The following is a 23,838-nucleotide window of genomic DNA, read 5'->3' as shown; positions in this document are numbered from 1 at the left end:
GTCGGGCAGCCTCGCGCCGGGTGGGTGGAGCGGGAGTGAGCGGGGAATGTGGGCCGCTTTCCGCAGGGGGGAGTGGTTCGCGGACCGGGGTGAGGTCCGGGCGGCCGTCGTGCGCAGGCTGCTGCTGGCGCCGCCGCCGGCCGAGGCGGGGCATCTGCCGCGGCTCAGGCTCAGGGACGTACGGATCACCGGGCGGCTGGACTTGGCCGAAGCGGTCGTCGCGGGGACCTTACGGTTGCGCAACTGCCGTTTCGAGCAGGCCCCTTGTCTCGACGGCGCGTCGCTGGGGGCGCTGGAGATGCGGGACTGCGTGCTGCCCGGACTGTCGGCCGTGGGTGTCACGATCGGCTGGAAGTGCGAGATCTCCGGGTGCCGGGTGGAGGGGCCCATCGATCTCTACGGGGCTTCGATCGGCGGCTCCCTGCACCTGGAGAACAGCCGCCTGACCGGGCGGGGTGAGCGGCGCGGCGAAGGAGCGCTGCAACTGCTGTGCGCCACCGTCGGAGGGGACATCCAGGCGGGCACGGGGCTGCATGTCGACGGCTGTACCGACCTGCGGGACACCTCGGTGCGCGGCAGCGTCGTCCTCAAGCGCGCCGAGCTGCGCAACCCGTCGGGGCTGGCTCTCAAGGCCAACAGGCTGCACATAGGAGGGGACTTGAACTGCCGGGGCGGGCTCATCGCCGAAGGCACCGTCGATCTGTGTGACGCCCGGGTCGGCGGCGGCGCCCTCTTCGAGGATGCCTCCCTGACCGCCGAGCACGGGCCCGCGCTGCGCGCCCACGGCATAGACGTGGGCGCCGAGTTCAACCTCTGCGACGGCTTCACCGCGCACGGCAGGCTCTCCATGAGCAGCATCACGGTGCGCAGCCGGTTCTGCTTCAAGGACGCCCTCATCGACGCACCGGCCGGACAGGCGGCCCTGCTCAGCCGCCGCTCCACCGCCTCCGAACTCGACATGCGCTTTCGCGAACCCGTGAAGGGCACCGTCGACCTCAGCCACACCCGCGTGACCGTGCTGAGCGGCACTCCGGAGAGCTGGCCCACGGCGCTGCGCATGGAGGGCGTGGTGTACGATAGCCTGCTGCCCCAACTCCCCGCCGTGCAACGGCTTCCGCTGCTCGCCCGCGACCCCGAGGGCTTCACCCCGCAGCCGTACGAGCAACTCGCGGCCGCCTACCGGCTGCACGGCCACGACGGCGACGCCCGCACGGTGCTGCTCGCCAAACAGCTGCGCCTGCGCACCACCCTGCCGTGGCCGGGACGGGTGTGGAGCAGCCTCCAGGACGTCACCGTCGGCTACGGCTACCGGCCGATGCGCGCGGTGTGGTGGCTGTGCGCGATCATGCTCAGCGGGATCCTGTTGTTCACGCGCTGGCCCCCGCAGGCGGTCGATCCGGGCAAGCCGCCCCACTTCCAGGCCGCGATCTACACCTTCGACCTGGTGCTGCCGCTCGTCGACTTCGGGCAGGAGCAGGCCTTCAGCCCGCGCGGCGGCCTGCAGTGGGCGGCCGTGGCCCTGGTGTGCCTGGGCTGGCTGCTCGCGACGACGGCCGCTGCGGGCGCCAACCGCACGCTCCGCAGAGCGTGATCTCACCGTCTCGGGCGAGCCGTGCCCGCCCCCGGCCTCGACGCCACGGACGCCGGGGGAGGCCGCTCTCCGCTAGGCGGTGCGCGGGTGCGGCGTCATCGACAGTTTGTCCGGCTTGACCGTGACTTGGCCTGCGGGCGCGGGGGAGCCGAGGCGAGCGTCAGCCGCCAGCGCTGGAGCACCGTGGCCAGGATGATGAGGAGCTCGGTCCAGGCGAACTCCTCGCCGATGCACTTGCGACGGCCGTCGCCGAAGGCGAGGAACGAGGAACGGTTGAGGCCCTTGGCCCGCTCGGGCTCCCAGCGGTCCGGGTCGAAGGTGCCGGGGGCGGCGTAGATCTCGGGGTCGTGCTGGTGGACGTACGGGCTGTAGATGACGTCCGCGCCCTAGGTATCGGGTGTCCGTCCAGCGTGACCGGGCGGGTGGTGGTGCGCGTGACCAGCCAGGCGGGCCCGTACATGCGCATGGTCTCCTTCAGGACGCTGCGCATGTACGGCAGAGCGGCCAGGTCCTGCTGGGTGAGCGGGCGGTCGCCGCAGGCCGCGTCGAGCTCCTCGTACAGGCGCTGCTCGATCTTCGGGTTCCTGCTGATCTCGTACAGGGCCCAGGCCAGGGTCGTCCCCGTGGTCTCGATGGCGCCGGTCAGGAGGGTGATCGCCTCGTCCTGGAGCTGCTGGCGGGAGAGGGGGCCCGTCTCGGGGTCGTCGGCGGTGAGGAGGGTCGAGAACAGGCCGCCTCCGGGGGCCTGTTCGGCGGGCTGGTGTGCCGGGCAGCCGACCGGCGCCTCGGAGGCGGCCGGTGCGGCGGCCGACAGCTGGGCACGGTGGTGGTCGATCGCCTGGTCGATGAGGGCCCGCAGGCGCGCCACACGCCGCTCGTGCGCGCGGTTCGCCGGCAGCGGCAGCTTCGTCACCCAGCCGGGCAGGATGGTCTGGCGGATCGTGCCGCGCATGATCGCGGGCATGAGGCCGGTGAACTCCTCCTCGACATGGGCGGGCAGACCGGAACCGAAGAGGGCCACGAGGAAGGTCGAGAGGGTGAGGTCGTTCATGTCCTCGTAGGTCTCGCGCGCGACCCCGGGCGTCCAGGCGTCGGTCGCGGTCCGCACATGGTCGATCATCACGTCGCCCCGAGTGGCGATGTGCGCCTTGTTGAACATCGGCTGCATCAGGCGCCGGTGCTTCATGTGCAGGTCGCCGTCGGCGATCGTGGCGAGGCCGTCGCCGAAGAACACCCGCAGCGCGTCGATGATCTTTCCGCCCTTCGCGAAGGCGTCGACCTCGGTCACCAGCACCTTGCGGGTGACGTCCGGGTCGGTGACGACGTAGGCGGAGGTGGGCCCGAGCAGGATCCGTACGACGCTGCCCTGCCTGCGCAGGGAGTCCATGAAGTCCAGCGGCCGACGCGTGAGTTGGTGTGCGTGTCCGATCAAGGGCAGGCGGCCGGGCGCGGTGGGTGCCGCGGTGGGGGAACCCGACAGGGAACTCATCCGTACGTCTCCTCAAGATCATTCCGAGTGGGACTGGGCATGACATGCATGCCCTCGGCGATCACGGCGTACCCCCGATGCGTCGTGACGGTGAATGGATTTGTCGACTTGATCACTCTTGTCGGAGCGTGACCGAACATTCACCGATGCGGGGAGGGGAGTTGATCCTTTCGATCTCAAACCCGATAAGCTCCCCTGCGGCGCTGCGAGTTGACGCGAACACATTCGGTCGCCTCGCGCTGCGTTCCCCGACGCGTACGGCGCCTGCACACTCCCCCTGTTCGATCGTGTTGCTTTCGAAGGATGCAGATGGAACTTGCCACTCCACCCCCGGCGGCGCGGGCACCGGTCGCCTGGTACAGCTGGTGGCTGATGCCGCTCGCCTTAGGTGCTGGAACCGTTGCCGCCGCGGTCGCGGGACCCGACCAGGTCCAGATACCCGCGACGTTCGCCGGTGCCGCGGCCACCGCGGCCAGCGCCGTCTGCGTACGGCTCCTCGTCCGCACCCAGTCCCAACTGCGCCGTACCACCGGCGACTTCCGCGCCACGCAGGCCGAGCACTCGCAGCAGTGGCAGCAACACGTTGCGGGCCTGGAACGGAAGTTCACGGCCGAGCGCTCCGGCCTGGAGGCCCAACTGGCCGAGCAGGCGCAGATCTTCGAGACCCGCCTCGCCGAGGAGGCCAAGGCCTACGAGGCGCGGCTCGGCTCGGAGGCCCAGGGCTACGAAGCGCGGATCGCCGCGGAGGCCGGGGTCTGGCAGGAGCAACTCGCCCTGCAGCAGGCCGTCGTCGCGCGGCTTGCCGACGCCTACCTCCCCGACGCGCTGGGGCGACTGCGGGCCGGTGACGCCATCGACGACATCCTGCCGGAGATCGCCGTGGAGCCGGCCGCCGGCCCGGAGCTGCGGGCCGAGCTGCGCAAGGTCCTCAGGACCGCGCTGATCGGCGTGGAGGAGGAATTCGACCGCTCCACGTCGGCCGAGCAGGCCGTGATCAGCATCGGCAGCCGTATCCACGTACTGACCAGCAAGCTGCGCGGGCGCCTGCACGAGATGCAGGGCGAACACGGGCGGCTGCCCGCGGTGGCCCAGGGCCTCATGGAACTGGACCAGGAGATCGGCCCCGCCGACTGTCTCGCCGCCAGCATCGGCGTGCTCGGCGGCTCGGACCGGCCCGGACGCCAGTGGCAGGAACCGCAGCGACTGCTCAGCGTGGTCCGCGGCGGCATCGGCCGCATCAAGGACTTCGACCGCGTCCAGGTCCGCCACCTGCCCGAACTCGGCGTCGACGGCGGTCTGGTGGACCACCTCACGCTGATCTTCGCGCACCTTCTCGACAACGCGGCACGCTACTCGCCGCCCACCGAGCCCGTGGTCGTCTCCGGCAAGGAGGTCCCGAACGGCGTCGGCATCGAGATCCAGGACGCGGGCAAGGGCCTGAGCGAGGAGAAGAAGCGCGAGGCGGAGCAGTCCCTCGCGGGCACCGCGGCGGGCCCCGGCCTCGGCGGCATCTCCGAGGACGCGAACCTGGGCCTGCGCGTGGTGGGCGCCCTGGCGCGCCGCTACGGCATCCGGGTCACCTTCGCGGACTCTCCCTGGCTCGGCACCTCGGTGGTCGTCGTGGTCCCCCACAAGTACTTCAGCCCGCTGCCCGCCGCCGTCACCGAGCCCGCCCCGGCCGCCGCCGCGGTCGCGCCGAGCCCCGAGCCGGTCGAGGCCGCGCCCGCACCGTCCGCCGAGGCCGTGGACACCACGCCCGGTGGCCTGCCCCGGCGCAGGAGCCGACGGAGCGATGCATCGACGCCGTCGGCGCGGCCCAGGCCCGCCGAGCGGACGGAGGAGACCGTGGCCGCGGTACCGCCGGACGCGTCCTTCGCCGGCCTCGCCGCCTTCGCCACGGCCGGACGCGAGAGCGACCCGCCGCGCGAGACGACCGCGGACCGTGACCCTGCAGGCAGCGGCGACACGGCCGCCGGACGCGAGTTCAACGAGCACCGCACTGAAGAGAGCGACTAGTCCACATGACGCAACAGGGAACCGACGTGAGCTGGGCGCTCCGCGACCTGACGGAGAGCATCCAGGAGATCCGCTTCGCCCTCGTGGCATCGAGCGACGGCAAGGCCATCACCTCCTACGGCGCCGAGGACCCCGACGACGTCGACCGCTTCGCGGCCGTGGTCGCGGGCCTGCAGGCGCTGGCCCAGCCGGTGGCCGAGCAGTTCCCGCAGTACGCCGGGCAGCTGCGGCTCGCGATGATCGAGGTCGACGGCGGCCACCTGTTCGTGGTGCGGGCCGGCGTGGAGACGTACCTCGGAGTGCTGGCCAAGGAAGGCCTCGACCAGGGTCTTCTCGGACATCAGATGAGGGATCTGGCCCGCAGGATGGGGGAGCTCCTCGGCACCACTCCGCGCCTGGAGGAGCACTCTGGATGAGTGCTCCCCGCCGGCCCACGGACCCGTCCGGTCTCGAGCGCTACTACGTCCTCACCGGTGGCCGCAGCGGACCGGGCGGTTCGGCGTCGAGCCTCGATGTGGCGACCCTCATCGTCTCCCGCGCCGCCGCCGTACCCGGCATGCAGCACGAGCACGAGGAGATCATCCGGCGCTGCCGCGATCCGCTGTCGGTGGCCGAACTCGGCGCCCACCTCGGATTGCCCTTCAACATTCTCGCGGTGCTCCTGGCCGATCTGCTGGACGCAGGCCGCGTCGAAGCCCGTGATCCGATCCCGGCGTCAGGCGCCGGCAGCGGGCCCGACCTCGCGCTCCTTGAGGAGGTACTCAGTGGACTTCAAAGGCTTTGACCATCCCGACCGGCAGATGGCCGAGGGCACCCGCTCGGTGAAGGTGATGATCGCCGGCGGTTTCGGCACCGGGAAAACCACCATGGTGCGCTCGGTCAGCGACATCAAGCCGCTGACCACCGAGGAGACGCTGACCCAGGCCAGCGCGGACGTCGACAACCTGATCGGTGTGGCGGACAAGCAGGAGACCACCGTCAGCCTCGACTTCGGCAAGATCGGCATCAACGACCAACTGGTGCTGTACCTGTTCGGGACGCCGGGCCAGGAGCGGTTCTGGTTCCTGTGGAACGGCCTGTTCAAAGGCGCCCTCGGCGCGGTGGTCCTGGTGGACACCCGGCGGCTGGCCTCCAGCTTCCGGGCGATCGAGGAGATGGAGCGGCAGAACGTCCCCTTCGTCATCGCTCTGAACGTCTTCCCCGACTCCAAGGACCACCCGATCGACGAGATCCGCGACGCCCTGGACATCTCCCCCCACACCCCGGTCGTGGCCTGCGACGCCCGCGACCGGGCCTCCAGCCGTGACGTACTCATCGCGCTGATCCGTCACTTGCAGGAACGCTCCGCCGTCGCACTGGAGCCCCGATGAAAGAGCAGACCTTAAACGGTCCCGACGCCCCCCGCGGCTGCCCCGTCGCCCACGGTTCGGCCGAACTGGCCCGGCTGTACGGGCGCGAGGCGGCCACCGATCCGCTCGGCATCTACGAGCGGCTGCGCAAGGAGCACGGCTCCGTCGCGCCGGTGCTGCTGGAGGGCGACATCCCCGCCTGGCTGGTGCTGGGCTACCGGGAGAGCCGGCGGGTGCTCGACAACCCCCGCCAGTTCGCTCGGGACGCGCGGATCTGGCGGGACTGGCGGGAAGGCCGGATCGAGGAGACCTCACCGCTGATCCCCATGCTCGGCTGGCGCCCGGACTGCGTGTCCCAGGACGGCGAGCCGCACCGCAGGCTGCGCGCCGCCGTCAACGATGTGCTGCAGGCTGCTGCCGGCCGCGGCATCCGGCGCCACGCCACGCACTTCGCCAACAAGCAGATCGACGGGTTCGCGGACAACGGCCGCGCCGATCTGGTGGCGGACTACGCCGACCATCTGCCGATGCTCGTGATGAGCCGCATTCTGGGGCTTGCCGAGGCGGAGGGGCGCCGGCTGGTCGAGTCCTGCGCCCAGGTGCTCAAGGGCGGCGAGGACGCCGTAGTGCACGACGGCAAGATCAGGGAGATCTTCGGTGAACTCGCCGAGCGCAGGCGGTCCGAACCCGGCTCCGACCTCACCACCGGCCTGCTGGAGCATCACGCGGCTCTCGACCACGACGAGGTCGTCCACCACCTGCGCGTGGTGCTGATCGCCGCGTCCGTTACGACCAACCTGCTGGCCCGGGTGCTGCAGCTGGTCCTGACCGACGCGTCCAGGCTCTCCGGCCTGATCAGCGGTCAGCTGAACATCTCCGGGGTGGTGGAGGAGGTCATGTGGAACTCTCCGCCGCTGGCCGTCCTGCCGGGGCGCTTCGCTGCCAGCGACGTCGAACTCGGCGGGCACCGGATCGAGGAGGGCGACCTGCTCGTCCTCGGTCTCGCTCCGGGCAACCTCGACCCGGAGGTCCGGCCCGACCCGGGCGTCTCGGTGCACGGCAACCAGTCGCACCTGGCGTTCGGTGCGGGCCCTCACGAGTGCCCCGGGCAGAGCATCGGGCAGTCCATGATCGAGGTTGCGGTGGACGTCCTGCTGCACCGGCTGCCGGGCCTGCGGCTGGCCGTGCCGGCGGATGAGCTCACCTCGACCGCCTCCACCTGGGAGTCCCGGCTGAACAGGCTGCCGGTCGAGTTCCCGGTGTGAGCACGCCGCTGCCCGGTCGGAAACCCGACCGGGCAGCGGGCTGCCTTACCCGGCTTTGAGACGTCAGCCGTCGAGCCAGTCGCCCTCGACGCCCGTGGGACGGTATCCCGTGGCGTTCCAGAGGAAATGCGGGTGGGCGCAGCCGAACATGTAGGCGAGCAGCGCGCTGTCTTCCCTCCCGGTTTGCGGGTCGTACAGGGTGGAGAACGTTTCGGATCCGACTACGCCGGCGTCTTGTTGGACATGACGAGCGCGCTCCGGGGACGGTGCGGCGCTGGATGCCTCCACGGCGGCGATGTAGGTGCGGCGCAGGATCTCCCATGTGCTGTCGATGTTGCCGTGCCAGGGGCCGTGCAGTGCTTCGAAGGCATGGAGCTCGGCGTCGAAGAGGGGCCACGTCTCGGGGTGTTCGGCTCGGCAGCGTGCGGACAGCTCGGCGGTCCGGGCGCTCAGTGCCGGCGCGGTGGGCCGCGGGGCGAAGGTCAGGGTGGTGCCGTGGGTGAGGATGCCGGTGCATGCGTTGGGCTGCAGGTCGCACAGCGGGCAGTCCTCGGCCGGGGGGAGGCCCTCGGTGATGCCGTCGAACCACAGGGCGTGGCGGCCCGTCAGCCCCAACCAGACGACGGTGCTGGGCATCAGCCAGGTGTTCCACATGGGGGGATGCGCCTCGGGCATGCAGCCGTACTTGACGCTGGCGATGGCGCAGGCAGCGTAGAGGACCTTGGTGTGGGTGGGTATGTCGGCGAGCCAGAAGTTGCTGATCTCGCCGGTGAGGGCGTCGGCTCGTACGTCGGTCATGTCGTCGATGACGCGGCACAGCAGCAGGGAGGCGAGGTGTTCTTCCTGCCAGAGTTCGGTGTCGGGTGAGACGTGCCAGAACAGGCAGTCCAGCATCTGCAGGAGTGAGTAGGTGCTCTGGCTGAGTGGGTTGGTCTGAGGGAGCGAGACGCTCCCCGCGTGGTGCTGCTGGAGCCAGTACTCGTCGACGGATCGCTTATGGGCTGCGAAAAGCCCGCAGACCAGGGCCCTGGCGCTGTTGGTGCTGAAACTCTCGGCCAGACGGCCTTCGATGAGCTGGGTGAGGCGCGCGGTGTCGATGGTGTCGATCACGCGCTTGTATTCGTGGAAGAGGAGGATGTCGTCCTCGAACGAGTGCCGGAGGCCAAGGTCTTGTTCCAGGTCGTTCATCTGCCGGGCCAAGGTCCATCCACCGGTCAGGACACTGTCGAGTTCCTCGCGGTATGGCCAGGTCTTGACGGTGAGGGGACGACCGGCGCTCTGCCGCCAGCCGTAGTCATCCAGCGTGCGTGCGGGGGGCGTGGGCAACCGACGGCACAGAGGGCAGGCGCAGCCGGTTGTCCGCTCCTCCTCGTGCGGCGGGGCGAGGGCCCGGGTCCGCCAGGCCCCTTCCAGCATCGTGCAGGTCAGCCGGCATATCTCGATATCGGTGCTGACCTGGGGGAAGGCTGCTTCGATGACGCGCAGGCCGGCGTCGAGGTGCCTCAGCCTGGCGTATCCCTCCTCGTCGGGCGGGAGGAACGCGGGCTGCGCCAGATGGACGGCTCCCTCCACATGCAGCGTGGTGCCGGCGTGCGGGGATCCGAGTGCGTTCAGCCGCTGCTGAGCGGCGTTCTGGAACCTTCGGTGCTCCTGCGTACTCCCGTGGACGCGCTCCACGAAGAGGCGGGCCAGGGCGTTCCCCGCCTCTGTGGGCTGGACCCGGGCGCTTGGCTGCGCCGGGATCAAGCTGTCGGCGGACGCCTTCGAAGCGGCATCTACGACTCGAGATTTCACGCCGGTCTCCCAACAAGCTGTGGTCATGACAACGGAGCGATCGGCCGTGGTTGCTGGCCGGTCGCGTCTTGAAGCCGAGAAAGTGGAGCGGATCGCCTATCTGACCTTCGAGGACGAACCGCCCCGGGCCCGCTCGGTTCTCGAGCGTTGCGAGCCGCTCGTCCATGCCGGATTCGTGCTCTCCGGCTCAGCTGTGTTGATCAGGAAGCGCTCGGCCTGTCAGGCGAGGGCCAGGGAGATTCTGGGTGTACTCCAGATGTCTGCTGACGGGCATGTCGAAGGGGAGGTCGAACGTGACGTCCTGAGGCATGCGCTTCCTTCCGGGAGACGGCGAGACAGAATCCCCCCGCCCTGCGAACGGGTGGCCGACATGGCCACCCGTGCACTCGAACTCAGCTTCTATGGCCGAAAATTGAACCGTGAAGCGCTACGAGGCTGCCCAGAGCGTAAATGATCTACGCGTGACCTCACCGTGATGTCCGTTACTGCCTACGCCTCTTGGGCTGCGTATACTCGCGCGCCCCCCACATACGTCTGCGCGACCCGCGTGTCGCCGATCGCCTCAGCCGCCCCGTCGAACGGATCGCGGTCGAGCACCACGAGATCGGCCAGCGCGCCGGCCCGCACCTCGCCCGTGTCGTCGAGGTGGTTCACATACGCCGAGCCCGCCGTGTACGCCACCAACGCCTCGGCCAGTCCGATGCGTTCGGCGGGCAGGAACACCGGCGTGTCGCCGGCGTCGGGGGCGACACGGTTGACCGCGACATGGATGCCCTGCAGCGGATCGGGACTGCTCACCGGCCAGTCGCTGCCCGCCGCGAGCCGGGCACCGGAGCGCAGCAGCGCACCGAACGGGTACTGCCACGCGGCCCGTTCTGGCCCCAGGAAGGGGATGGTCAGCTCGTCCATCTGCGGTTCATGGGCCGCCCACAGCGGCTGGATGTTCGCGGTGGCGCCGAGCCGGGCGAAACGTGGCACGTCCGCGGGGTGCACCACCTGCAGATGCGCCAGGTGGGGCCGCGTGTCGCTCGGCCCGTTCGCGGCCCGCGCGGCCTCGATCGCGTCCAGCGCGTCGCGTACGGCACGGTCGCCCAGGGCGTGGAAGTGGCACTGGAAGCCAAGAGCGTCCAACTCGGTTACGTACTTGGGAAGTTGATCGGCGTCGAGGAAGCTGGTGCCCCGGTTGGCGGTGGCGCAGCCGCACCTGTCCAGGTAGGGGTCGAGCAGCGCGGCGGTCCCGGTCTCGGCCACCCCGTCCAGCATCAGCTTCACGCTGCCCGCGCGGAACCGGCCGTGGCTCGACGCGGCCCTCCGCTCCACCAGCTCGGGGATCTGCTCGGGACCGCGCTCACGGTCCCACCACAGCGCGCCGACGACACGCGCGGTGAGTGAGCCGTCCCGGGCAGCCGTCAGATACGCCCCCGACGGGTCCTCCATGCCGAGGAAGTCCCCGACGAGCGCGTCCTGCCAGGCGGTGATGCCGAGCGCGTGGAGCCGGCTCTGGGCATGCAGCAGGGCCGCCAGCCGGTCGGCCGGCGTGGCCGGCGGCGTGAGCCGGCCAACGAGCTGCATCGCCCCCTCCTGCAGCGAGCCGCTCGGCTCACCCGAGGCGTCCCGGTCGATCCGCCCGTCGGCCGGGTCGGGCGTGTCGCGTGTGATGCCGGCGAGCGCGAGGGCCCGGCTGTTGACCCAGGCGCCGTGATGGTCGCGATTGGGCAGGTACACCGGCCGGTCGGGTACGACCGCGTCCAGCAACTCCTTGGTCGGCGTACCGCCCTCGAACGCCTCCATGGACCATCCGCCACCGGTGATCCACTCCCGCTCGGGATGGGCGTCGGCGTAGGCACGGACGGCGGCGAAGGTCTCCTCGGCGGTCTTGGTGCCGGTCAGGTCGCACTGGGTGAGTTCGAGCCCGGCCGGGAGCGGATGGACGTGCGCGTCCTGGAACCCGGGAAGGAGGAGCCGTCCGGCGAGGTCGACGACCTCGGTCCTCGGCCCCTTCAGCTCCAGGACCTCGGCGCCTCCGACGGCGGTGATCCGCTCGCCGGTGACCGCGACGGCGCTCGCGTGGCGGCGGCCGTCGGGGGTGAGGACGGGGCCGCCGGTGAAGAGGAGGTCTGCGTGCATGTGTCGTGTCCTTAGCTGAGCGTGGTCAACAACTGCGGGGCGTCGGCGTCCGTGCCGCGGCCCGTGCGGAAGTACGGTGACCTGCGCACCCACTTGGCCCAGGCGGCGGCCAGGATGCCCGAGGCGATCATCACGGCGGGGGTGAGCAGCAGGAACCAGCCGTTGTTCGCGCTGAGTTCGAGATGGTCGGCGGAGGTCCAGAAGGACCAGCAGAGGTATCCGCCGAGTCCGAGCAGGGCCGTGGCGCTCAGGGCGGGCAGGACCACCGCCCGCACCCCCTGCCGCCAGTCCTCGCGCAGCAGCCCCCGGAAGCGCACGGCCGCCGCGAGCGCGGTGAGCGCGTAGCTGAGGGCCACCACGATCCCGACCGCGTTGACCGTCGCCATGATCATGTCGGCGAGCCGGGGGATCACCAGGGCGAGCGCGGCCACCGCCGCCGCCAGCGCGCCGATCAGCAGCGTCCCGGCCGCCGGAGTGCCGTAGCGGGCGCTGACCTTGGACCACACGGGCCCGAGCGTACGGTCCCGGCTCATCGCGAACATGCCGCGTGCCGTGGGGATCACACCTGCCTGGAGCGAGGCGACGGCCGAGAACATCAGGGCCACCAGCGGCAGCGCGGCCAGCGGCTGCGAGGCGAGCCGGTCGCCGAAGAACGCCAGCCCCTGAGCGCCGTGTCCGGCCAACTCCTCCTCGGACAGCACACGTTGGAAGGCGACCGAGCCGAGCAGGAACAGGCCCAGCATCGTCACGAGCGTGATGATCCCGGCGCGCGACGCGTCCCGCGGGTTACGCACCTCCTCGTTCACGGTGAACGCCGCCTCGAAGCCCCAATAACAGAAGACCGACAGCAGCAGCCCCTGGGCGAGCGCCGAGGCCGACGGGATCGCGAAGGGGTCGAACCAGCTCAGCCGGAAGGGGTGCGGCCCGGCGACGATCCCGTAGCCGCAGAAGCCCAGCAGGACGAGGTACTCGAAGACCAGCAGCCCGCTCTGCAGCCGCGCGGCGGTCTTGACCCCGGTGACCGCGGTGAGCGTCACGGCGATGAGGATCACCATGCCCACGGCCGTGGTCTGGGCGGTGGAGCCGGGGTCCAGCGCGAGACCCGCCACCCGGTGCAGATGCGCCTCACCGGCGAGCTGGAGGACGGCGGATCCGGTGACGGCCGTGGTGTAGGCGAGGAACGCCACCGTGGCGACGATGTTCACCCAGCCGACCAGGAATCCCAGCCAGGGAGTGAGTGAACGCCCCACCCACACATAGCCGTTGCCGGCGTTCGGCTCGACCCGGTTCAGCCGGGTGTAGGCCCCCGCGATCCCGAGGATCGGCAGGAAGGCCAGCAGCATGATCGCGGGCAGGTGCAGCCCCACCACTCCGGCAGTGACGCCGAGCCCGATACCGATGCTGGTGGTGGCCGCCGTGCTGGAGGCGGCGATGGCGACGCCGTCCACGACGCCGAGGGACTTGCGCAGGGACGGGGGATCCACACCGTACGGCTCTTGTGTCATGGCCTGCTCCGATCGCACCCGGGGCCCCGATGCAGGCCCGGTGACCGGAAATGAAACTGCCCGGGTACTTAACAGGTCAACAGTGTTGTCATAAGGTGCCCGACACGGAGCCTGCCGGACAGGAGGAAGCCGATGAACGAGCGAGTGGTCCCGCCGGAGGCGCGACGCCGTCGACGCCCGACCAAGACGGGTGTCGTGCTCTGCGAGGAGCTGATCGTCGAGACGGCCCTGCGGCTGCTCAAGGAGCACGGCGCCGACGCCCTCACCGTCCGCCGCCTCGGCCTCGCCCTCGGCGCCGACCCCAGCGCCCTGTACCGGTACTTCCGCGACACCGACGACCTGCTGCTCGCCATCGCCGACGAACTCATCGGCCGTACGCTGCGCACCTGGCACCCCACCGGGGACTGGCGCGCCGACCTGCGGGACCTCGGCCTGCGAATGCACTCCGGCTCCCTCGCCCATCCGCAGGCCGCGGTGCTCAGCTCCTACCGGGTGACGGGCCGGGTCCACGAGATCCAGGCCGTGGAGACGATCCTCGGCGTGCTTCGCGGCGCGGGCTTCCCCGACCCCGAGGCCGTGCGGATCTACCACGCGTTCGTCGACCAGGCGCTGGCCTTCGCCGCCCTCGACGCGGCGAGCCTCGCCCTCCCGCGCGCCGCCCGCGAGGCGGAAGCGGGCGTGTGGCGGGCGACGTACGCCCGGCTGCCCGCCGACACGCACCCGCACATCGCGGCGACGGCCCGCCACCTGGTGACGGACATGCGGCGCAGCGCGTACCCGGCGGCGCTGGACATGCTGCTGACCGCGGCGGCGGCCCGGCTGGGGGAGATCGAAGAGAGTGCGCAGCACCGGGACGCGGAGAGGCCCACCGTCAGAGCGCCCGGCGCGTCACCGCCCGGCGCGTCACACTGAGGGGCGCTCGTACGTCATCCCCATAGACCTGCTCGTACGTCATCTCCGTGACCCGTCCGTACGACGTCCACCAGGAGGCTGTCCGACGATGAATCAGGCCGCTCGCACCCCGAAGCAGCGCAAGCAGGACACCCTCCACCGGCTGGAGAACGACGAGGACGCCTGGGTGTCCACGGCCGACGGCGACGGGGGAGCGCCGTATCTGATCCCGCTGTCCTTCCTGTGGGACGGCACGACCTTGCTGGTGGCCACCCCGGCCGCCAGCCCCACAGGCCGGAACCTGCGGACGACCGGCCAGGCGCGCCTGGGCATCGGACCGACCCGCGACGTGGTCCTCGTCGAGGGCACCGTCGAGCCGCTGGAGCCCGCCGAGCTGCCGGACGGGATCGCTGACTCCTTCGCCGCGAAGGCTGGCTTCGACCCACGTCAACTCACCACCCACTACCTCTACTTCCGCATCACTCCGCGGCGCGTACAGGCCTGGCGCGAGGCCAATGAGATCTCCGGACGCGACCTCATGCGCGACGGCGAATGGCTCGTGGCCGACTGAAATCGCCGGACGGGGTACCCGGGAGCCCGGGGCAGCCTGCGGCAGGAGGCCGCCCGCGCCCCGGAAGCCGTACGGAGGACACATGACACTGGTCATGGCAGGCGTCGTGGTGCTCGACTGCGCCGAGCCCGAGAAGCTCGCCACCTTCTACAAGGAACTGCTCGACGCCGAGGAGACGGACGCGACCCCGAACCGCGTGGAGATCAGGGGGGCCGACGGCCTGCGGATGGCGTTCCGCCGCGACGCGACGGCGACGGCGCCGAGCTGGCCGCGCCCCGAGAACTCCCTCCAGGTCCACCTGGACTTCCACGTGGCGGACCTGGACGAGGTGGAACGCCGGGTCATCGGCCTGGGCGGGCGCCCGCTCGACACCAAGGACGCGGCGGGCCCGTACGAGGAACGCGGCTACGCCGACCCGGCGGGGCACTCCTTCACGCTGCGCCGGGCACGGCCGACGGCGCCCAAGCAGGGCTGACTGTCTCCAGGCTTCGGTACCGGCTCAGGCTTCGGTACCGGCCCAGGTTTCAGCACCAGCCCAGGCATCGGTACCGACTCAGGCTTCAGCACCGGCCCAGGTCTCAGTTCCGGCCGCCCTTGTCCGAGGACGGCCACACGCCCGTGGAGCGTTCGACGGCCTTCGCACCCGTGCGGTCCGCCGCGCCGCGGGCGACCGCGAAGATCGCTCCCTGGAGGGCGGCGGCCAGCAGCACCTCGCCCCAGCCGCGGTCCTGGTCCAGCGCGTCCGGCGCGTCCTCCTCGTGACGTATCGCCTTCCAGGTCTGCTGGAAGACGAGTCCCGCGACGGCTCCGCTCGCCCAGCTCAGCACGAAGCCCAGAGGCTTGTAGACGAGAGGGAGCTTGAGCTTCTTCCGCTTCTTGGACACCTGCGTCTCCTTTGCTTCTCCGGTGGGGTCGACGGTGTCAGTCAACGACCCGGGACTGAAGGTCCAGGGCTTGCACAACGGGCATCACTGGCGGTGATGCTGCGTTTGCGTCCAGCCCTGTCCCGCTGGCGCGGGGGCGGGGCAGGGGCCGTTGACGGGGCCCCGCGTCGCCGGCCCGCCGCGCCTCCTTGCTTGGTGCGCAACTGTCGTTCACGGACCCGGCTGCGGTTGAGCCCGCGCCCGGCCAGGATCTCGCCGTCGCTCGTGGTGGCGATGTTGACGATGCCCAGGTCGATGCCGAGGAAGTCCACCGGATCCGGGTTCAGGGCCGCCTCGGGCACCTCGCAGGTAGCCGGCAGGAACCACACGCCGTCCCGGCGGACGAGGTCGGATTCGCCCCGGCGGTACAGCGCCAAGGTGGCCAGCTGCTCTGGACTCGCGGTGAACGCCACGTCCTTCACCCGCCCGGCAGTCGTCCAGATCGACACCCGCCGCTCGGGAATCTGCCAGGACAGCATCCGGTCGTCATAGGGCTGTGCACCGTCCGGGCGGAACTCGATCGGTTTCTCCGTCGCCTTCCGGTACCGCTTCGAGCCCGCTCTGCCCAGGTTCCCGGCCTTCAGATTGGCCTTAAGGGTGGCGTACGCGTCACAGGTCTTCTTGATCACGTGCTGGGCAGCCTGCGCGCCCGGGCCCCACCGGGCCTTCGTCTGGTCGTAGGTGAGCTTGCGCAACGCGAAGTTGTTCTTCACATCCTTTTCGAAGGCGACTTCACTCACCCACGTGGCCGCCTCGTTGCAGGCGCGCAGGCTCGCCTCAAGTGCCGCCGCCTGCACGGGCGTCGGCAGCAGCTTCACCTGCACCACCAGCTTCACACCCGCGAGGTTAACCGGCCCCTCCGGGGCCGCGCATTCGAACACGGCAAGCTCCCGCTGCCCGGTCACAGCAGCGCAACGCTCCGCGCCGGATGCCGCCGCGGTGCTCCGCACCGCTCACCCAAGGATGCGATTCCTCCCGGGCGTGAACGCCCGGGGTTCCTCACAAGGAGCAAGCTGAATCCGGGCCTCTGGTAGAGGTCATGGCTTCCTGCCGTCTCCACCGGTGTGAGGCGGGCGGGCCTGGGAAACCGGGCGGTGTGGGCAACGACTCGACGGACCGGCCGAACCGGTCGGACCGCAGGACCCGCGTCACGGTGCTGGTGGCACTGGCCGCCAACCTGGTGATCGCCGTGGCCAAAACGGTCGGTGGCCTGATCGCGGGCTCACCCGCGCTGCTCTCGGAGGCGGCGCACTCCGTGGCCGACAGCCTGAACGAGGCGTTCCTGCTGGCCGCGCTGCGGCGCAGCCGCCGCCCCGCCGACCGACGGCATCCGTTCGGTTACGGCAAGGAGCGGTTCTTCTGGTCGCTGCTCGCGGCCGTCGGCATCTTCGTGATGGGTGGCTGCTTCTCCTTCTTCCAGGGCTTCGAGGCGCTCAGGAACGGCGCCCACGAGTCGTTCAGCGGCTATGTCGCAGGGCTCGTGGTCCTCGGAGTGGCCCTGCTCGCCGAGGGTGGGTCGCTGCTGCGCGCTCTCCACCAGGTGCACCGGCAGGGCGGCACGGGCGGTACGCGGGATCCCGCGCTGCGTACGGTCGTCGCCGAGGACGGCACGGCGGTGCTCGGTGTGACCCTCGCGATCGCCGGCATGGCGCTCCACATGGTCACGGGCCAGGTCGTGTGGGAGGCCTCCGCCTCCCTCGCCATCGGCCTGCTGCTCGTGTACGTCGCCTACCGGCTGGGCCGTGACGCGCGCGAGCAGCTGATCGGCCGGGCCGTCGACGAAGAACAGAGCGGCAGGATCCGCGCCCTGCTGGAGGCGCAGCCCGAGATCGACAGCGTGGAGGCGCTGTTGACCATGGAGCTGGGCCTCGACTCGACGCTGGTGGCCGAGCGGATCGACCTCGTGCCCGGGCTCGACAGCGAGGAGGTCGAAGACGTCGCCGTGCGCATCAAGCGCTCCGTCGCCCACACCTTCCCGGAGGCCGACCGGATCTTCCTCGACGTGATCGACGCGCGGACGGCGCGGGCGGCTCAGCCGGGGGACACGGCAGGGAGCAGCCCCGCCGCGACGGGGGAACGCGGCGGGGCCTGACGCTCGGGTGCCCGCCGGGCGGCGGATCATGCGTGCCGAACCCGAGAGAATTCGGCGGCCCCGAATCCGCACGCCATCCGTACGCCACGCGACGCACGGTTGCTCGGAAACCCTCACGCCGTCAGGTCGCTCGGGACCCTCACGCCGTGAGATACGCCAGCACCGCCAGTACCCGCCGATTGTGTTCCTCGCCCGTCGCGAGGCCGAGCTTCGCCATGATCGAGCCGACATGGGTCTCCACGGTCCGCTCGGTGAGCCACAGCCGCCGGGCGATGCCCAGGTTGGTTCGTCCCTCGGCCATCAGACCGAGCACCTCCGCCTCGCGCGCGGTGAGGGAGGCGAGCGGATCCCGGTGCGCGCCGAGCATCCGCGAGACGACCTCGGGATCGAGCGCCGAGCCGCCGGCCGCGACCCGCCGCAGCGCCTCCAGGAAGTCCTCGACGTCGAAGACGCGGTCCTTGAGGAGATAGCCGAAGCGCCCCTGGGCGACCAGCTCCACCGCGTTGCGGGTCTCGATGTGCTGCGACAGGAGCACGATGCCCAGCTCGGGGAACTCGTCCCGCACCCGCCGGGCGGCCCGCGCCCCGTCGTCCGTGAGGTCCGGCGGCATCCGGATGTCGATGACGGCGAGGTCGGGCCGGGCCTCGGCGACGGCCGCGATCAGGGACGGCGCGTCCGCCGCCCGGCCGACGATGTCGTGGCCCGCGTCCGCGAGCAGCCGCGCGAGCCCCTCCCTGAACAGCGCCGAGTCCTCGCCGATCACGATACGCATGGCAGCACCGCCTCCACGGTCGTGCCGGCCCCTGTCCCGCTGGTGATGTGCAGCCGCCCGCCGAGCGCGGCCACCCGGTCGGTCAGCCCCGAAAGCCCGGACCCCGTACGGGGGTTGGCGCCGCCCCGGCCGTCGTCGAGCACGGTCACCCGCACCGCGCCGTCCCCGTCCTCGCGTACGACGACTCCGATGGTCGCGGCCTTCGCGTGTTTCACCGCGTTGGTGACGGCCTCGCTCGCCACTAAGTACGCGGTCGTCGCGATGTCGTCGGGCAGCACCCGTCCGTCGAGCCGCCAGTCCAGCCGGACGGGTGCCCGCGCGGCCAGCGCCTCCAGCGCGGGGCCGAGGCCGTCGTCCAGCGAGCTGGGCCTGAGGCCGTGCGCCAGCTCGCGCAACTCCGCGACGGCGGTGCCGAGCTCGGCCACGGCCTGGTCGAGCAGCCCGTCCACGTCCACCGTGCCGTCGTCGAGGTGGCGCTGGGCGAGCCGCAGCGCCATGCCGAGCGTGACCAGCCGGGACTGGGCACCGTCGTGCAGGTCCCGCTCCAGGCGCCGCCGTTCGCGGTATCCGGCGCGCAGCAGCCGGCTCCGGCTGGCCTCCACCTCGCCGAGCGCGCCCGCGAGTTCGGCCCGCAGCCGTACCGTCTCGACGAGCGAGGCGCAGGCGGTGACGACCTCGCGCGGACACGGCCCGTCGATCACGCCGATCACCCTCCCCGCGGCCCGTACTTCGAGCCCCGCCGTGACCCGTACGCCGTCGGTGTCCCTGAACTCCACTCCGCCCGGCAGCAGATAGCCCACGCGCAGCCCGGGTGCCCGCAGCGCGTCCCGCAGGGCTTCCTCCAACTCCTCGGGACGTGCGCGCCCTTCGTGCACCGAGCGCTCCAGCTCCCGTACGGCGGTCAGCGCGGCCTGGCGTGCGGGATAGAAACGCCGGTCCACCCGGCGCCGTACCCGGTTCTTGACCGGGACCAGCACCACGGCGACCAGCGCGGTCACGGCGGACGCCAGGACCGCGCTGCCCCGGCCCAGCGCCAGGCCTCCGGAGGCGGCGGCCGCGCTGTACACGGCGAGCAGCCCGGCCGTGACCACGACCCAGGTGACCACCGCGCTGGCGGCGCGGTCGACGTCGTACAGGTCGTGCCGCAGGATGGCCAGCGCGGTCAGCGACGGAACGCCGAGGTAGAGCGCGACGAGGCCCAGCCAGATGAGGATCCCGACCTCGCCGAACAGCAGGTAGTCCGTCCAGCAGAACAACAGCGTGCCCGGCAGGGCGACCGCGCCGAGGGCGAACCACTTCACCTGGGCCCGCTGCACCGGTTCAGCCGTCCGGTAGCGGCGCCGCATCACCTGCACCGAGGCGATCAGCAGCACCATGAGCAGCCCGAGCGCCACGAACGAGATCCACATGAGCGAGGCCGGCAGCGTCGGCAGCGGGTGTCCGAAGTCCTCGAAGGGCGGGCCGTACGGATCCGGGGCGAGCGCGGCGAACACGTCGAAGACGAGCGGGTCGACCAGAACGCCATACAGCACCAGGCGCGGGAAACGGCCCTCCGGCAGCCGCCCGTCCGGAAAGACCAGGACCAGCAGCATCACCGGCACGTACCACAACGTCCAGAGCCCGGCGCTGAGTTGGTGGACCACTTCGGCGCCGGGCAGCAGACGCGACCGCTGGAGGCTCACGTGGTCGTATGCGTCACTGAACATGATCAGCGGCGGTATGAGACCGATCAGGGTGAGCAGGAATCCGACCGGGTTGGCGGGGCGGCGGGCGGAGACGAACAGTCCCAGACCGGTGGACAGCGCCCCGACCACGACGGCTCCCGCGACGATCAGCACGTCACCGGCCGCGAGGGCCGGTGCCAGGAACAGCAGCGCACAGTCCCCTGCGGTCACGAGCGCCGTCAGCGACGCGATGACCAGGGAGAGTCGGCGAGGCCAGGGCATGCGCTCACGGTAGGGCCCAAGGGCCGCCGTCGGTATCCGTACTGACACGCAGGAACTCCCCGTGGCAGCTCCGATGTGCCCCCGGGACCCGCCGCGCGACAGTGCGGTGACGCACCATCACGCCGGACCTCGGGAGACGCCATGACCGCCATCGCCGAACGCTCCACGCACACCCCGCCCTCCCTCCGCCTGCGGCCGTTCGCGACGCTCGCCCTGGTCGCGGTCGTCGTCGGACAGGTGATGGGCTTCCTGTTCACCTGGCTCGCACCGGGAGGCGACCCCAGCGAGGGCAACTCCTACGACAAGGTCGCCGACCACCGGGGCGCCTTCTGGACCCTCTACGCGTACGGAGGGGTGAGCATGGCCGTTTCCACGGTCGGCCTGGCGATCGCCGTCTGTGTCCTGGTCCGCGAGCGCGGTGCGGTACTCGCCCGCATCGGATCGGTGTTCGCCGTGCTCGCGGGTGCGCTGCTCACCGCCGGACTCGCCGCCATCGCCGCCGTCTACTCGTACGCGACCGACACGGCGGCCCTGAACGAGACGGTCGGACGAGGCTTCGTGGACTACGTCAACGACCACGACGGGCGTCTGATCAGCCTGATGGCCCCCGGCGGGCTGGCCTTCATCGTGGCCACGCTGCTCATCACCGCGGCCCTGCTGCGCTCTCGTGTCCTCGCCCGGTGGATCCCCGCGCTGTTCCTCGTCGGCACCGTCCTGGGCATCGTCTTCCCGTCGGGGACGACGGGCGCGATCGCGGCACTGCCGAGCGCGGTCGCGGTCGTCCTGATCGCCGTCGATGCACGGCGGCACACAGCTGCCTGACCCGGGGGAGTGGCCCGTACCGGCGCGGGGGGCCGGTGCGGGCCACGGCCGTGCGTACGCCTCCGTCAGTCGGTCGGCTCCAGCACGAAGACGGGGATCTCCCGGTCGGTCTTCTTCTGGTAGTCGGCGTACGGGGGATACGCGGCGACCGCGCGCTCCCACCACAGGGCCTTCTCCTCGCCGGTGATCTCACGGGCCGTGAACTCCCGGCGCACGGAGCCGTCCTGGAGCTCGACATGGGGGTCGGACTTCACGTTGAAGTACCACACCGGGTGCTTGGGGGAACCGCCCAGCGAGGCGACCGCCGCGTAGCGGCCCTCGTGCTCGACGCGCATCAGCGGGGTCTTGCGGATCTTGCCGCTTTTGGCACCGCGGGTCGTGAGGATGATGACGGGCAGGCCCGTGTCCATCAGTGTCGTCCCCTTGGTGCCACCGGAACTCTCGTACAGCTCCACCTGCTCCCGCACCCACTGCGTCGGGCTGGGTTCGTACTCGCCCTCAAGAGGCATGACTTCCGTCCCATCGTCGCGTCGTACAGCTCGTGTCCCGGCACGATTCAACACCAGTGCGGACGCGAATCTTCCGCACCATTACCTCGCGTGTAATCGCGCCGGGAGGACGCGTGCGGCACGGTGGAGCCGTTCCCGCACAGACACGATCCAGAGACGACCAAGGGGCGGCCCCATGTCCGTAGCCACCGATCACACCCCGACGACGCGCGGCGTGGTCGAGGAACTGCTCCGCCGGATGGGGGAGGGCGATCCCGAGCGGATCGCCGCGCTGTACGCGGAGCGGAGCGACTGGAAGCTGAACTGGCCGCAGGACGAGCACGGGCGCCCGGCGACACCGTGGATCCGCCACCGGTCCACGCGGGCCGACGCCGCGGACCACTTCCGTGAACTGGCCGAGCACCATGTGCCCGGCCGGGCGGGCACCGAGATCGAGCGGTTCCTCGTCGACGGCGACGAGGCGGTGGTGCTCGGGGAGATCCGGCAGACGGCCGCGGCGACCGGGCGCGCCTATCGCGCCCGGTTCGCCCTGCACCTCACCGTCGAGGACGGCCTGGTCGTACGGCATCACGTGTACGAGGACAGCCTCGCCGTGGCCCGTGCGTTCGAGTCCTAGCCCGACTTCGACCGGGCAGGCGCTCAGCCCCACGTCGCCCCGGCCGGCTCCTTGATCGTCGCGTTGAGCCGGTTGAAGAAGTTCGTCGTCGCGATCCAGAGGATGAGCGCGGCGAGCTGCTGCTCGTCGTAGTGGTCGGCGACCTCGTCCCACAGTTCGTCGGAGACCGCGTCGCCCGAGCGGTCATTCAGCCGGGTCATCTCCTCGGCCAGCGCCAGTGCGGCCCGCTCGGCGTCCGAGTAGTACGGCGCCTCGCGCCAGGCCGCGACCGACCACAGCCGCTCGTCCGTCAGACCCGCCTTCTGCCCGCCCCGCCCACCGGCGTCGACGCAGGCGCTGCACCCGTTGATCTGGCTGGCGCGCAGGTGCACGAGCTCCAGGGTCTGCTGGGGGACACCGCCCTTGCTGGTGGCCTTGTACAGCCCCTGGATCGCCTCCATGGCGCCGGGAAGGATCATCGCCGGGTTCTTCATCCGTGCCTGCATGACGTGCTCCTCAAGAGTTCGCAGCGGTTTCTGCTCTGTCACTGCACTGACGGAGCCCGGCCAGGAAATGTGACGGCCCCGGTGAATAAAGCCGACAGGAAGAGAGCCGACAGGAAGAGAGCCGGCAGGAAGAGAGCCGGCAGGAAGAGAGCCGACAGGAAGAGAGCCGACAGGAAGCCGCTGTCCTCGGCGCGCTCATTACGGCGTCACGAGCATCCGTATCGCCAGCACCATGATCACGATGCTCGACGCGAGCGCCGTCACCAGCCGCCCCCGGCGCCCCGTCAGCGCCCGGCCGAGCAGCGCACCGCCCCCGGCGAGCAGGAGCTGCCAGCTCGCGGACGCGGCGAACGCGGCGAGGACGAACACTCCCTGCTCCAGCGGGCGCACCGCCTCGGCGGTACGGCTGCCGAGCACCAGCGCGGCGAAGTAGATCACCGTGGTGGGGTTGAGCAGGGTGATCCCCAGCAGCGCAAGATAGGCGCGCGCCGGGCGCGCCGGGTCCTGTCCGGAGCGGGCGGCGAGCCGGCGCTCGCGGTAGTGGCGGAGCGCGGTGACCGCGCCCCGGGTCGCCAGCGCGGCCAGCACCAGTCCCGAGGCCCAGCGCAGCGGGAGCAGCACCGGCTGCAGTGCGGCCGCGAGTGCGGAACCGCCGAGCGCGGCGACCAGGGCGTACAGTCCGTCGGCGGTCGCGACGCCCAGCGCGGCGCAGACGCCGATCCGCAGGGACGTACGAGCGGTGAGGGAGACGAGGTAGGTCGCGACCGCTCCGACGGGCATGGCGATGCCATAGCCCGCGAGAAGCCCCGCGACGAGCGCGGCGGTCACGACCGGGGAAGCGCGGGCCTCCGCGGTCGGCCGGGCTGCTGCTGGGCCCGCACCGGACGAGCGGCGGCGGAGGTCAGCGGCAGGAAGGCTTCGATCGTGGACATGGGCAGATCCTGGGGCCACCGGATCTGCTCACGCAACCCCATTACGGAGGGGCCGCCTTGGAGGAGATCAGGCCACGAGCGTGCCACCGGGGCAGCGCCTCGGGCGGGAATCCCGAGGAGCGAGGCGGCCCTCCCCGCGTGCT

23 protein-coding genes and 2 pseudogenes are annotated in these 23,838 nt (G+C 71.0%); 13 read left to right on the top strand and 12 right to left on the bottom strand.

Going from position 1 to position 23,838, the window contains the following annotated elements; all coding sequences use genetic code 11:
* Positions 1–46: 46 nt before the first annotated feature.
* Entirely contained in the window at positions 47–1,591 is a 1,545-nt protein-coding gene (locus tag ACFY0T_RS00535) for an oxidoreductase (protein WP_388863349.1), read from the top strand.
* Between the two features lie 95 nt (positions 1,592–1,686).
* Here the strand turns inward: ACFY0T_RS00535 and ACFY0T_RS00530 are convergent, their stop codons facing one another.
* On the bottom strand, positions 1,687–1,929 hold the full coding sequence (locus ACFY0T_RS00530) for a cytochrome P450 (RefSeq protein WP_388864184.1): 243 nt from the start codon (positions 1,927–1,929) through the stop codon (positions 1,687–1,689).
* A gap of 110 nt (positions 1,930–2,039) precedes the next feature.
* Positions 2,040–3,080, bottom strand: a pseudogene (locus ACFY0T_RS00525) (cytochrome P450); the annotation flags it as partial.
* A 309-nt stretch (positions 3,081–3,389) separates the two neighbouring features.
* Here ACFY0T_RS00525 and ACFY0T_RS00520 point away from each other — a divergent pair.
* The 5 genes from ACFY0T_RS00520 to ACFY0T_RS00500 are packed head-to-tail and all read left to right on the top strand — an operon-like array spanning position 3,390 to position 7,710.
* Positions 3,390–5,096: a sensor histidine kinase gene (locus ACFY0T_RS00520; RefSeq protein ID WP_388863347.1), complete on the top strand. Its 1,707-nt coding sequence runs from the start codon at positions 3,390–3,392 to the stop codon at positions 5,094–5,096.
* 5 nt (positions 5,097–5,101) lie between these two features.
* Complete coding sequence (locus ACFY0T_RS00515; protein WP_388863345.1) at positions 5,102–5,512, top strand: roadblock/LC7 domain-containing protein; 411 nt, start codon at positions 5,102–5,104, stop codon at positions 5,510–5,512.
* Positions 5,509–5,880 carry a DUF742 domain-containing protein gene (locus tag ACFY0T_RS00510; RefSeq protein WP_388863343.1) on the top strand — a complete coding sequence of 124 codons (372 nt, stop codon included), beginning with the start codon at positions 5,509–5,511 and terminating at the stop codon, positions 5,878–5,880. Before ACFY0T_RS00515 ends, ACFY0T_RS00510 begins: the two co-directional genes overlap by 4 nt.
* Positions 5,861–6,466: an ATP/GTP-binding protein gene (locus ACFY0T_RS00505; RefSeq protein WP_388863341.1), complete on the top strand. Its 606-nt coding sequence runs from the start codon at positions 5,861–5,863 to the stop codon at positions 6,464–6,466. The genes ACFY0T_RS00510 and ACFY0T_RS00505 overlap by 20 nt, the downstream gene beginning before the upstream one ends.
* Positions 6,463–7,710, top strand: coding sequence for a cytochrome P450 (locus ACFY0T_RS00500; protein WP_388863339.1), 1,248 nt, complete (start codon positions 6,463–6,465; stop codon positions 7,708–7,710). The genes ACFY0T_RS00505 and ACFY0T_RS00500 overlap by 4 nt, the downstream gene beginning before the upstream one ends.
* A gap of 63 nt (positions 7,711–7,773) precedes the next feature.
* Here the strand turns inward: ACFY0T_RS00500 and ACFY0T_RS00495 are convergent, their stop codons facing one another.
* Positions 7,774–9,504, bottom strand: coding sequence for a hypothetical protein (locus tag ACFY0T_RS00495; protein WP_388863337.1), 1,731 nt, complete (start codon positions 9,502–9,504; stop codon positions 7,774–7,776).
* Between the two features lie 25 nt (positions 9,505–9,529).
* Here ACFY0T_RS00495 and ACFY0T_RS00490 point away from each other — a divergent pair, with 25 nt between their 5' ends.
* Entirely contained in the window at positions 9,530–9,958 is a 429-nt protein-coding gene (locus tag ACFY0T_RS00490) for a hypothetical protein (protein ID WP_388863335.1), read from the top strand.
* A 35-nt stretch (positions 9,959–9,993) separates the two neighbouring features.
* On the opposite strand, the gene ACFY0T_RS00485 is transcribed toward ACFY0T_RS00490, so the two are convergent.
* Positions 9,994–11,631 (bottom strand): amidohydrolase, encoded by a 1,638-nt coding sequence (locus ACFY0T_RS00485; RefSeq protein WP_388863333.1) that lies wholly within the window; start codon positions 11,629–11,631, stop codon positions 9,994–9,996.
* An 11-nt stretch (positions 11,632–11,642) separates the two neighbouring features.
* Entirely contained in the window at positions 11,643–13,136 is a 1,494-nt protein-coding gene (locus tag ACFY0T_RS00480) for an APC family permease (protein ID WP_388863331.1), read from the bottom strand.
* A gap of 132 nt (positions 13,137–13,268) precedes the next feature.
* On the opposite strand from ACFY0T_RS00480, the gene ACFY0T_RS00475 reads away from it, so the two are divergent.
* The 3 genes from ACFY0T_RS00475 (at position 13,269) to ACFY0T_RS00465 (ending at position 15,073) form a co-directional block, all read left to right on the top strand.
* Entirely contained in the window at positions 13,269–14,048 is a 780-nt protein-coding gene (locus tag ACFY0T_RS00475; protein ID WP_388863329.1) for a TetR/AcrR family transcriptional regulator, read from the top strand.
* An 88-nt stretch (positions 14,049–14,136) separates the two neighbouring features.
* Positions 14,137–14,598: a pyridoxamine 5'-phosphate oxidase family protein gene (locus tag ACFY0T_RS00470; protein WP_388863327.1), complete on the top strand. Its 462-nt coding sequence runs from the start codon at positions 14,137–14,139 to the stop codon at positions 14,596–14,598.
* Positions 14,599–14,680: 82 nt separating this feature from the next.
* The gene (locus ACFY0T_RS00465) at positions 14,681–15,073 is read left to right on the top strand and encodes a VOC family protein (protein WP_388863325.1); all 393 of its coding nucleotides are present in this window, start codon (positions 14,681–14,683) and stop codon (positions 15,071–15,073) included.
* Positions 15,074–15,176: 103 nt separating this feature from the next.
* On the opposite strand, the gene ACFY0T_RS00460 is transcribed toward ACFY0T_RS00465, so the two are convergent.
* On the bottom strand, positions 15,177–15,482 hold the full coding sequence (locus tag ACFY0T_RS00460) for a DUF4235 domain-containing protein (protein ID WP_388863323.1): 306 nt from the start codon (positions 15,480–15,482) through the stop codon (positions 15,177–15,179).
* 188 nt (positions 15,483–15,670) lie between these two features.
* Positions 15,671–16,357, bottom strand: a pseudogene (locus tag ACFY0T_RS00455) (RNA-guided endonuclease TnpB family protein); the annotation flags it as partial.
* Between the two features lie 317 nt (positions 16,358–16,674).
* On the opposite strand from ACFY0T_RS00455, the gene ACFY0T_RS00450 reads away from it, so the two are divergent.
* A complete protein-coding gene (locus ACFY0T_RS00450; RefSeq protein WP_388864182.1) occupies positions 16,675–17,613 on the top strand; it encodes a cation diffusion facilitator family transporter in 939 nt (312 codons plus the stop codon).
* 139 nt (positions 17,614–17,752) lie between these two features.
* On the opposite strand, the gene ACFY0T_RS00445 is transcribed toward ACFY0T_RS00450, so the two are convergent.
* A complete protein-coding gene (locus ACFY0T_RS00445; protein ID WP_388863321.1) occupies positions 17,753–18,385 on the bottom strand; it encodes a response regulator in 633 nt (210 codons plus the stop codon).
* Positions 18,373–20,331, bottom strand: a complete 1,959-nt coding sequence (locus ACFY0T_RS00440; protein ID WP_388863319.1) for a histidine kinase — start codon at positions 20,329–20,331, stop codon at positions 18,373–18,375. The genes ACFY0T_RS00445 and ACFY0T_RS00440 overlap by 13 nt, the downstream gene beginning before the upstream one ends.
* A 141-nt stretch (positions 20,332–20,472) precedes the next feature.
* On the opposite strand from ACFY0T_RS00440, the gene ACFY0T_RS00435 reads away from it, so the two are divergent.
* On the top strand, positions 20,473–21,153 hold the full coding sequence (locus ACFY0T_RS00435; protein ID WP_388863317.1) for a DUF4386 family protein: 681 nt from the start codon (positions 20,473–20,475) through the stop codon (positions 21,151–21,153).
* Positions 21,154–21,218: 65 nt separating this feature from the next.
* Here the strand turns inward: ACFY0T_RS00435 and ACFY0T_RS00430 are convergent, their stop codons facing one another.
* The gene (locus ACFY0T_RS00430) at positions 21,219–21,662 is read right to left on the bottom strand and encodes a nitroreductase family deazaflavin-dependent oxidoreductase (RefSeq protein ID WP_388863315.1); all 444 of its coding nucleotides are present in this window, start codon (positions 21,660–21,662) and stop codon (positions 21,219–21,221) included.
* A 175-nt stretch (positions 21,663–21,837) separates the two neighbouring features.
* On the opposite strand from ACFY0T_RS00430, the gene ACFY0T_RS00425 reads away from it, so the two are divergent.
* Positions 21,838–22,278 (top strand): nuclear transport factor 2 family protein, encoded by a 441-nt coding sequence (locus ACFY0T_RS00425; RefSeq protein WP_388863313.1) that lies wholly within the window; start codon positions 21,838–21,840, stop codon positions 22,276–22,278.
* Between the two features lie 23 nt (positions 22,279–22,301).
* Here the strand turns inward: ACFY0T_RS00425 and ACFY0T_RS00420 are convergent, their stop codons facing one another.
* On the bottom strand, positions 22,302–22,763 hold the full coding sequence (locus ACFY0T_RS00420) for a carboxymuconolactone decarboxylase family protein (RefSeq protein WP_388863311.1): 462 nt from the start codon (positions 22,761–22,763) through the stop codon (positions 22,302–22,304).
* Positions 22,764–22,961: 198 nt separating this feature from the next.
* Positions 22,962–23,591 carry a LysE family transporter gene (locus tag ACFY0T_RS00415; RefSeq protein ID WP_388863309.1) on the bottom strand — a complete coding sequence of 210 codons (630 nt, stop codon included), beginning with the start codon at positions 23,589–23,591 and terminating at the stop codon, positions 22,962–22,964.
* Between the last annotated feature and the right edge of the window lie 247 nt (positions 23,592–23,838).

The organism is Streptomyces sp. NPDC001530, from assembly GCF_042894545.1.
Classification (GTDB): Bacteria; Actinomycetota; Actinomycetes; order Streptomycetales; family Streptomycetaceae; genus Streptomyces.
Note: the sequence above shows the minus strand (reverse complement) of the source record. Positions and strands in the feature narration are given on the sequence as shown.

Bases quoted from the DNA above. Each gene is read 5' to 3' on its own strand.
- ACFY0T_RS00535 (WP_388863349.1), top strand. From the start codon at position 47: ATGTGGGCCGCTTTCCGCAGGGGGGAGTGGTTCGCGGACCGGGGTGAG.
- ACFY0T_RS00520 (WP_388863347.1), top strand. From the start codon at position 3,390: ATGGAACTTGCCACTCCACCCCCGGCGGCGCGGGCACCGGTCGCCTGG.
- ACFY0T_RS00515 (WP_388863345.1), top strand. From the start codon at position 5,102: ATGACGCAACAGGGAACCGACGTGAGCTGGGCGCTCCGCGACCTGACG.
- ACFY0T_RS00510 (WP_388863343.1), top strand. From the start codon at position 5,509: ATGAGTGCTCCCCGCCGGCCCACGGACCCGTCCGGTCTCGAGCGCTAC.
- ACFY0T_RS00500 (WP_388863339.1), top strand. From the start codon at position 6,463: ATGAAAGAGCAGACCTTAAACGGTCCCGACGCCCCCCGCGGCTGCCCC.
- ACFY0T_RS00490 (WP_388863335.1), top strand. From the start codon at position 9,530: ATGACAACGGAGCGATCGGCCGTGGTTGCTGGCCGGTCGCGTCTTGAA.
- ACFY0T_RS00485 (WP_388863333.1), bottom strand. From the start codon at position 11,631: ATGCACGCAGACCTCCTCTTCACCGGCGGCCCCGTCCTCACCCCCGAC.
- ACFY0T_RS00480 (WP_388863331.1), bottom strand. From the start codon at position 13,136: ATGACACAAGAGCCGTACGGTGTGGATCCCCCGTCCCTGCGCAAGTCC.
- ACFY0T_RS00475 (WP_388863329.1), top strand. From the start codon at position 13,269: ATGAACGAGCGAGTGGTCCCGCCGGAGGCGCGACGCCGTCGACGCCCG.
- ACFY0T_RS00470 (WP_388863327.1), top strand. From the start codon at position 14,137: ATGAATCAGGCCGCTCGCACCCCGAAGCAGCGCAAGCAGGACACCCTC.
- ACFY0T_RS00465 (WP_388863325.1), top strand. From the start codon at position 14,681: ATGACACTGGTCATGGCAGGCGTCGTGGTGCTCGACTGCGCCGAGCCC.
- ACFY0T_RS00445 (WP_388863321.1), bottom strand. From the start codon at position 18,385: ATGCGTATCGTGATCGGCGAGGACTCGGCGCTGTTCAGGGAGGGGCTC.
- ACFY0T_RS00440 (WP_388863319.1), bottom strand. From the start codon at position 20,331: ATGCCCTGGCCTCGCCGACTCTCCCTGGTCATCGCGTCGCTGACGGCG.
- ACFY0T_RS00435 (WP_388863317.1), top strand. From the start codon at position 20,473: ATGACCGCCATCGCCGAACGCTCCACGCACACCCCGCCCTCCCTCCGC.
- ACFY0T_RS00430 (WP_388863315.1), bottom strand. From the start codon at position 21,662: ATGCCTCTTGAGGGCGAGTACGAACCCAGCCCGACGCAGTGGGTGCGG.
- ACFY0T_RS00425 (WP_388863313.1), top strand. From the start codon at position 21,838: ATGTCCGTAGCCACCGATCACACCCCGACGACGCGCGGCGTGGTCGAG.
- ACFY0T_RS00420 (WP_388863311.1), bottom strand. From the start codon at position 22,763: ATGCAGGCACGGATGAAGAACCCGGCGATGATCCTTCCCGGCGCCATG.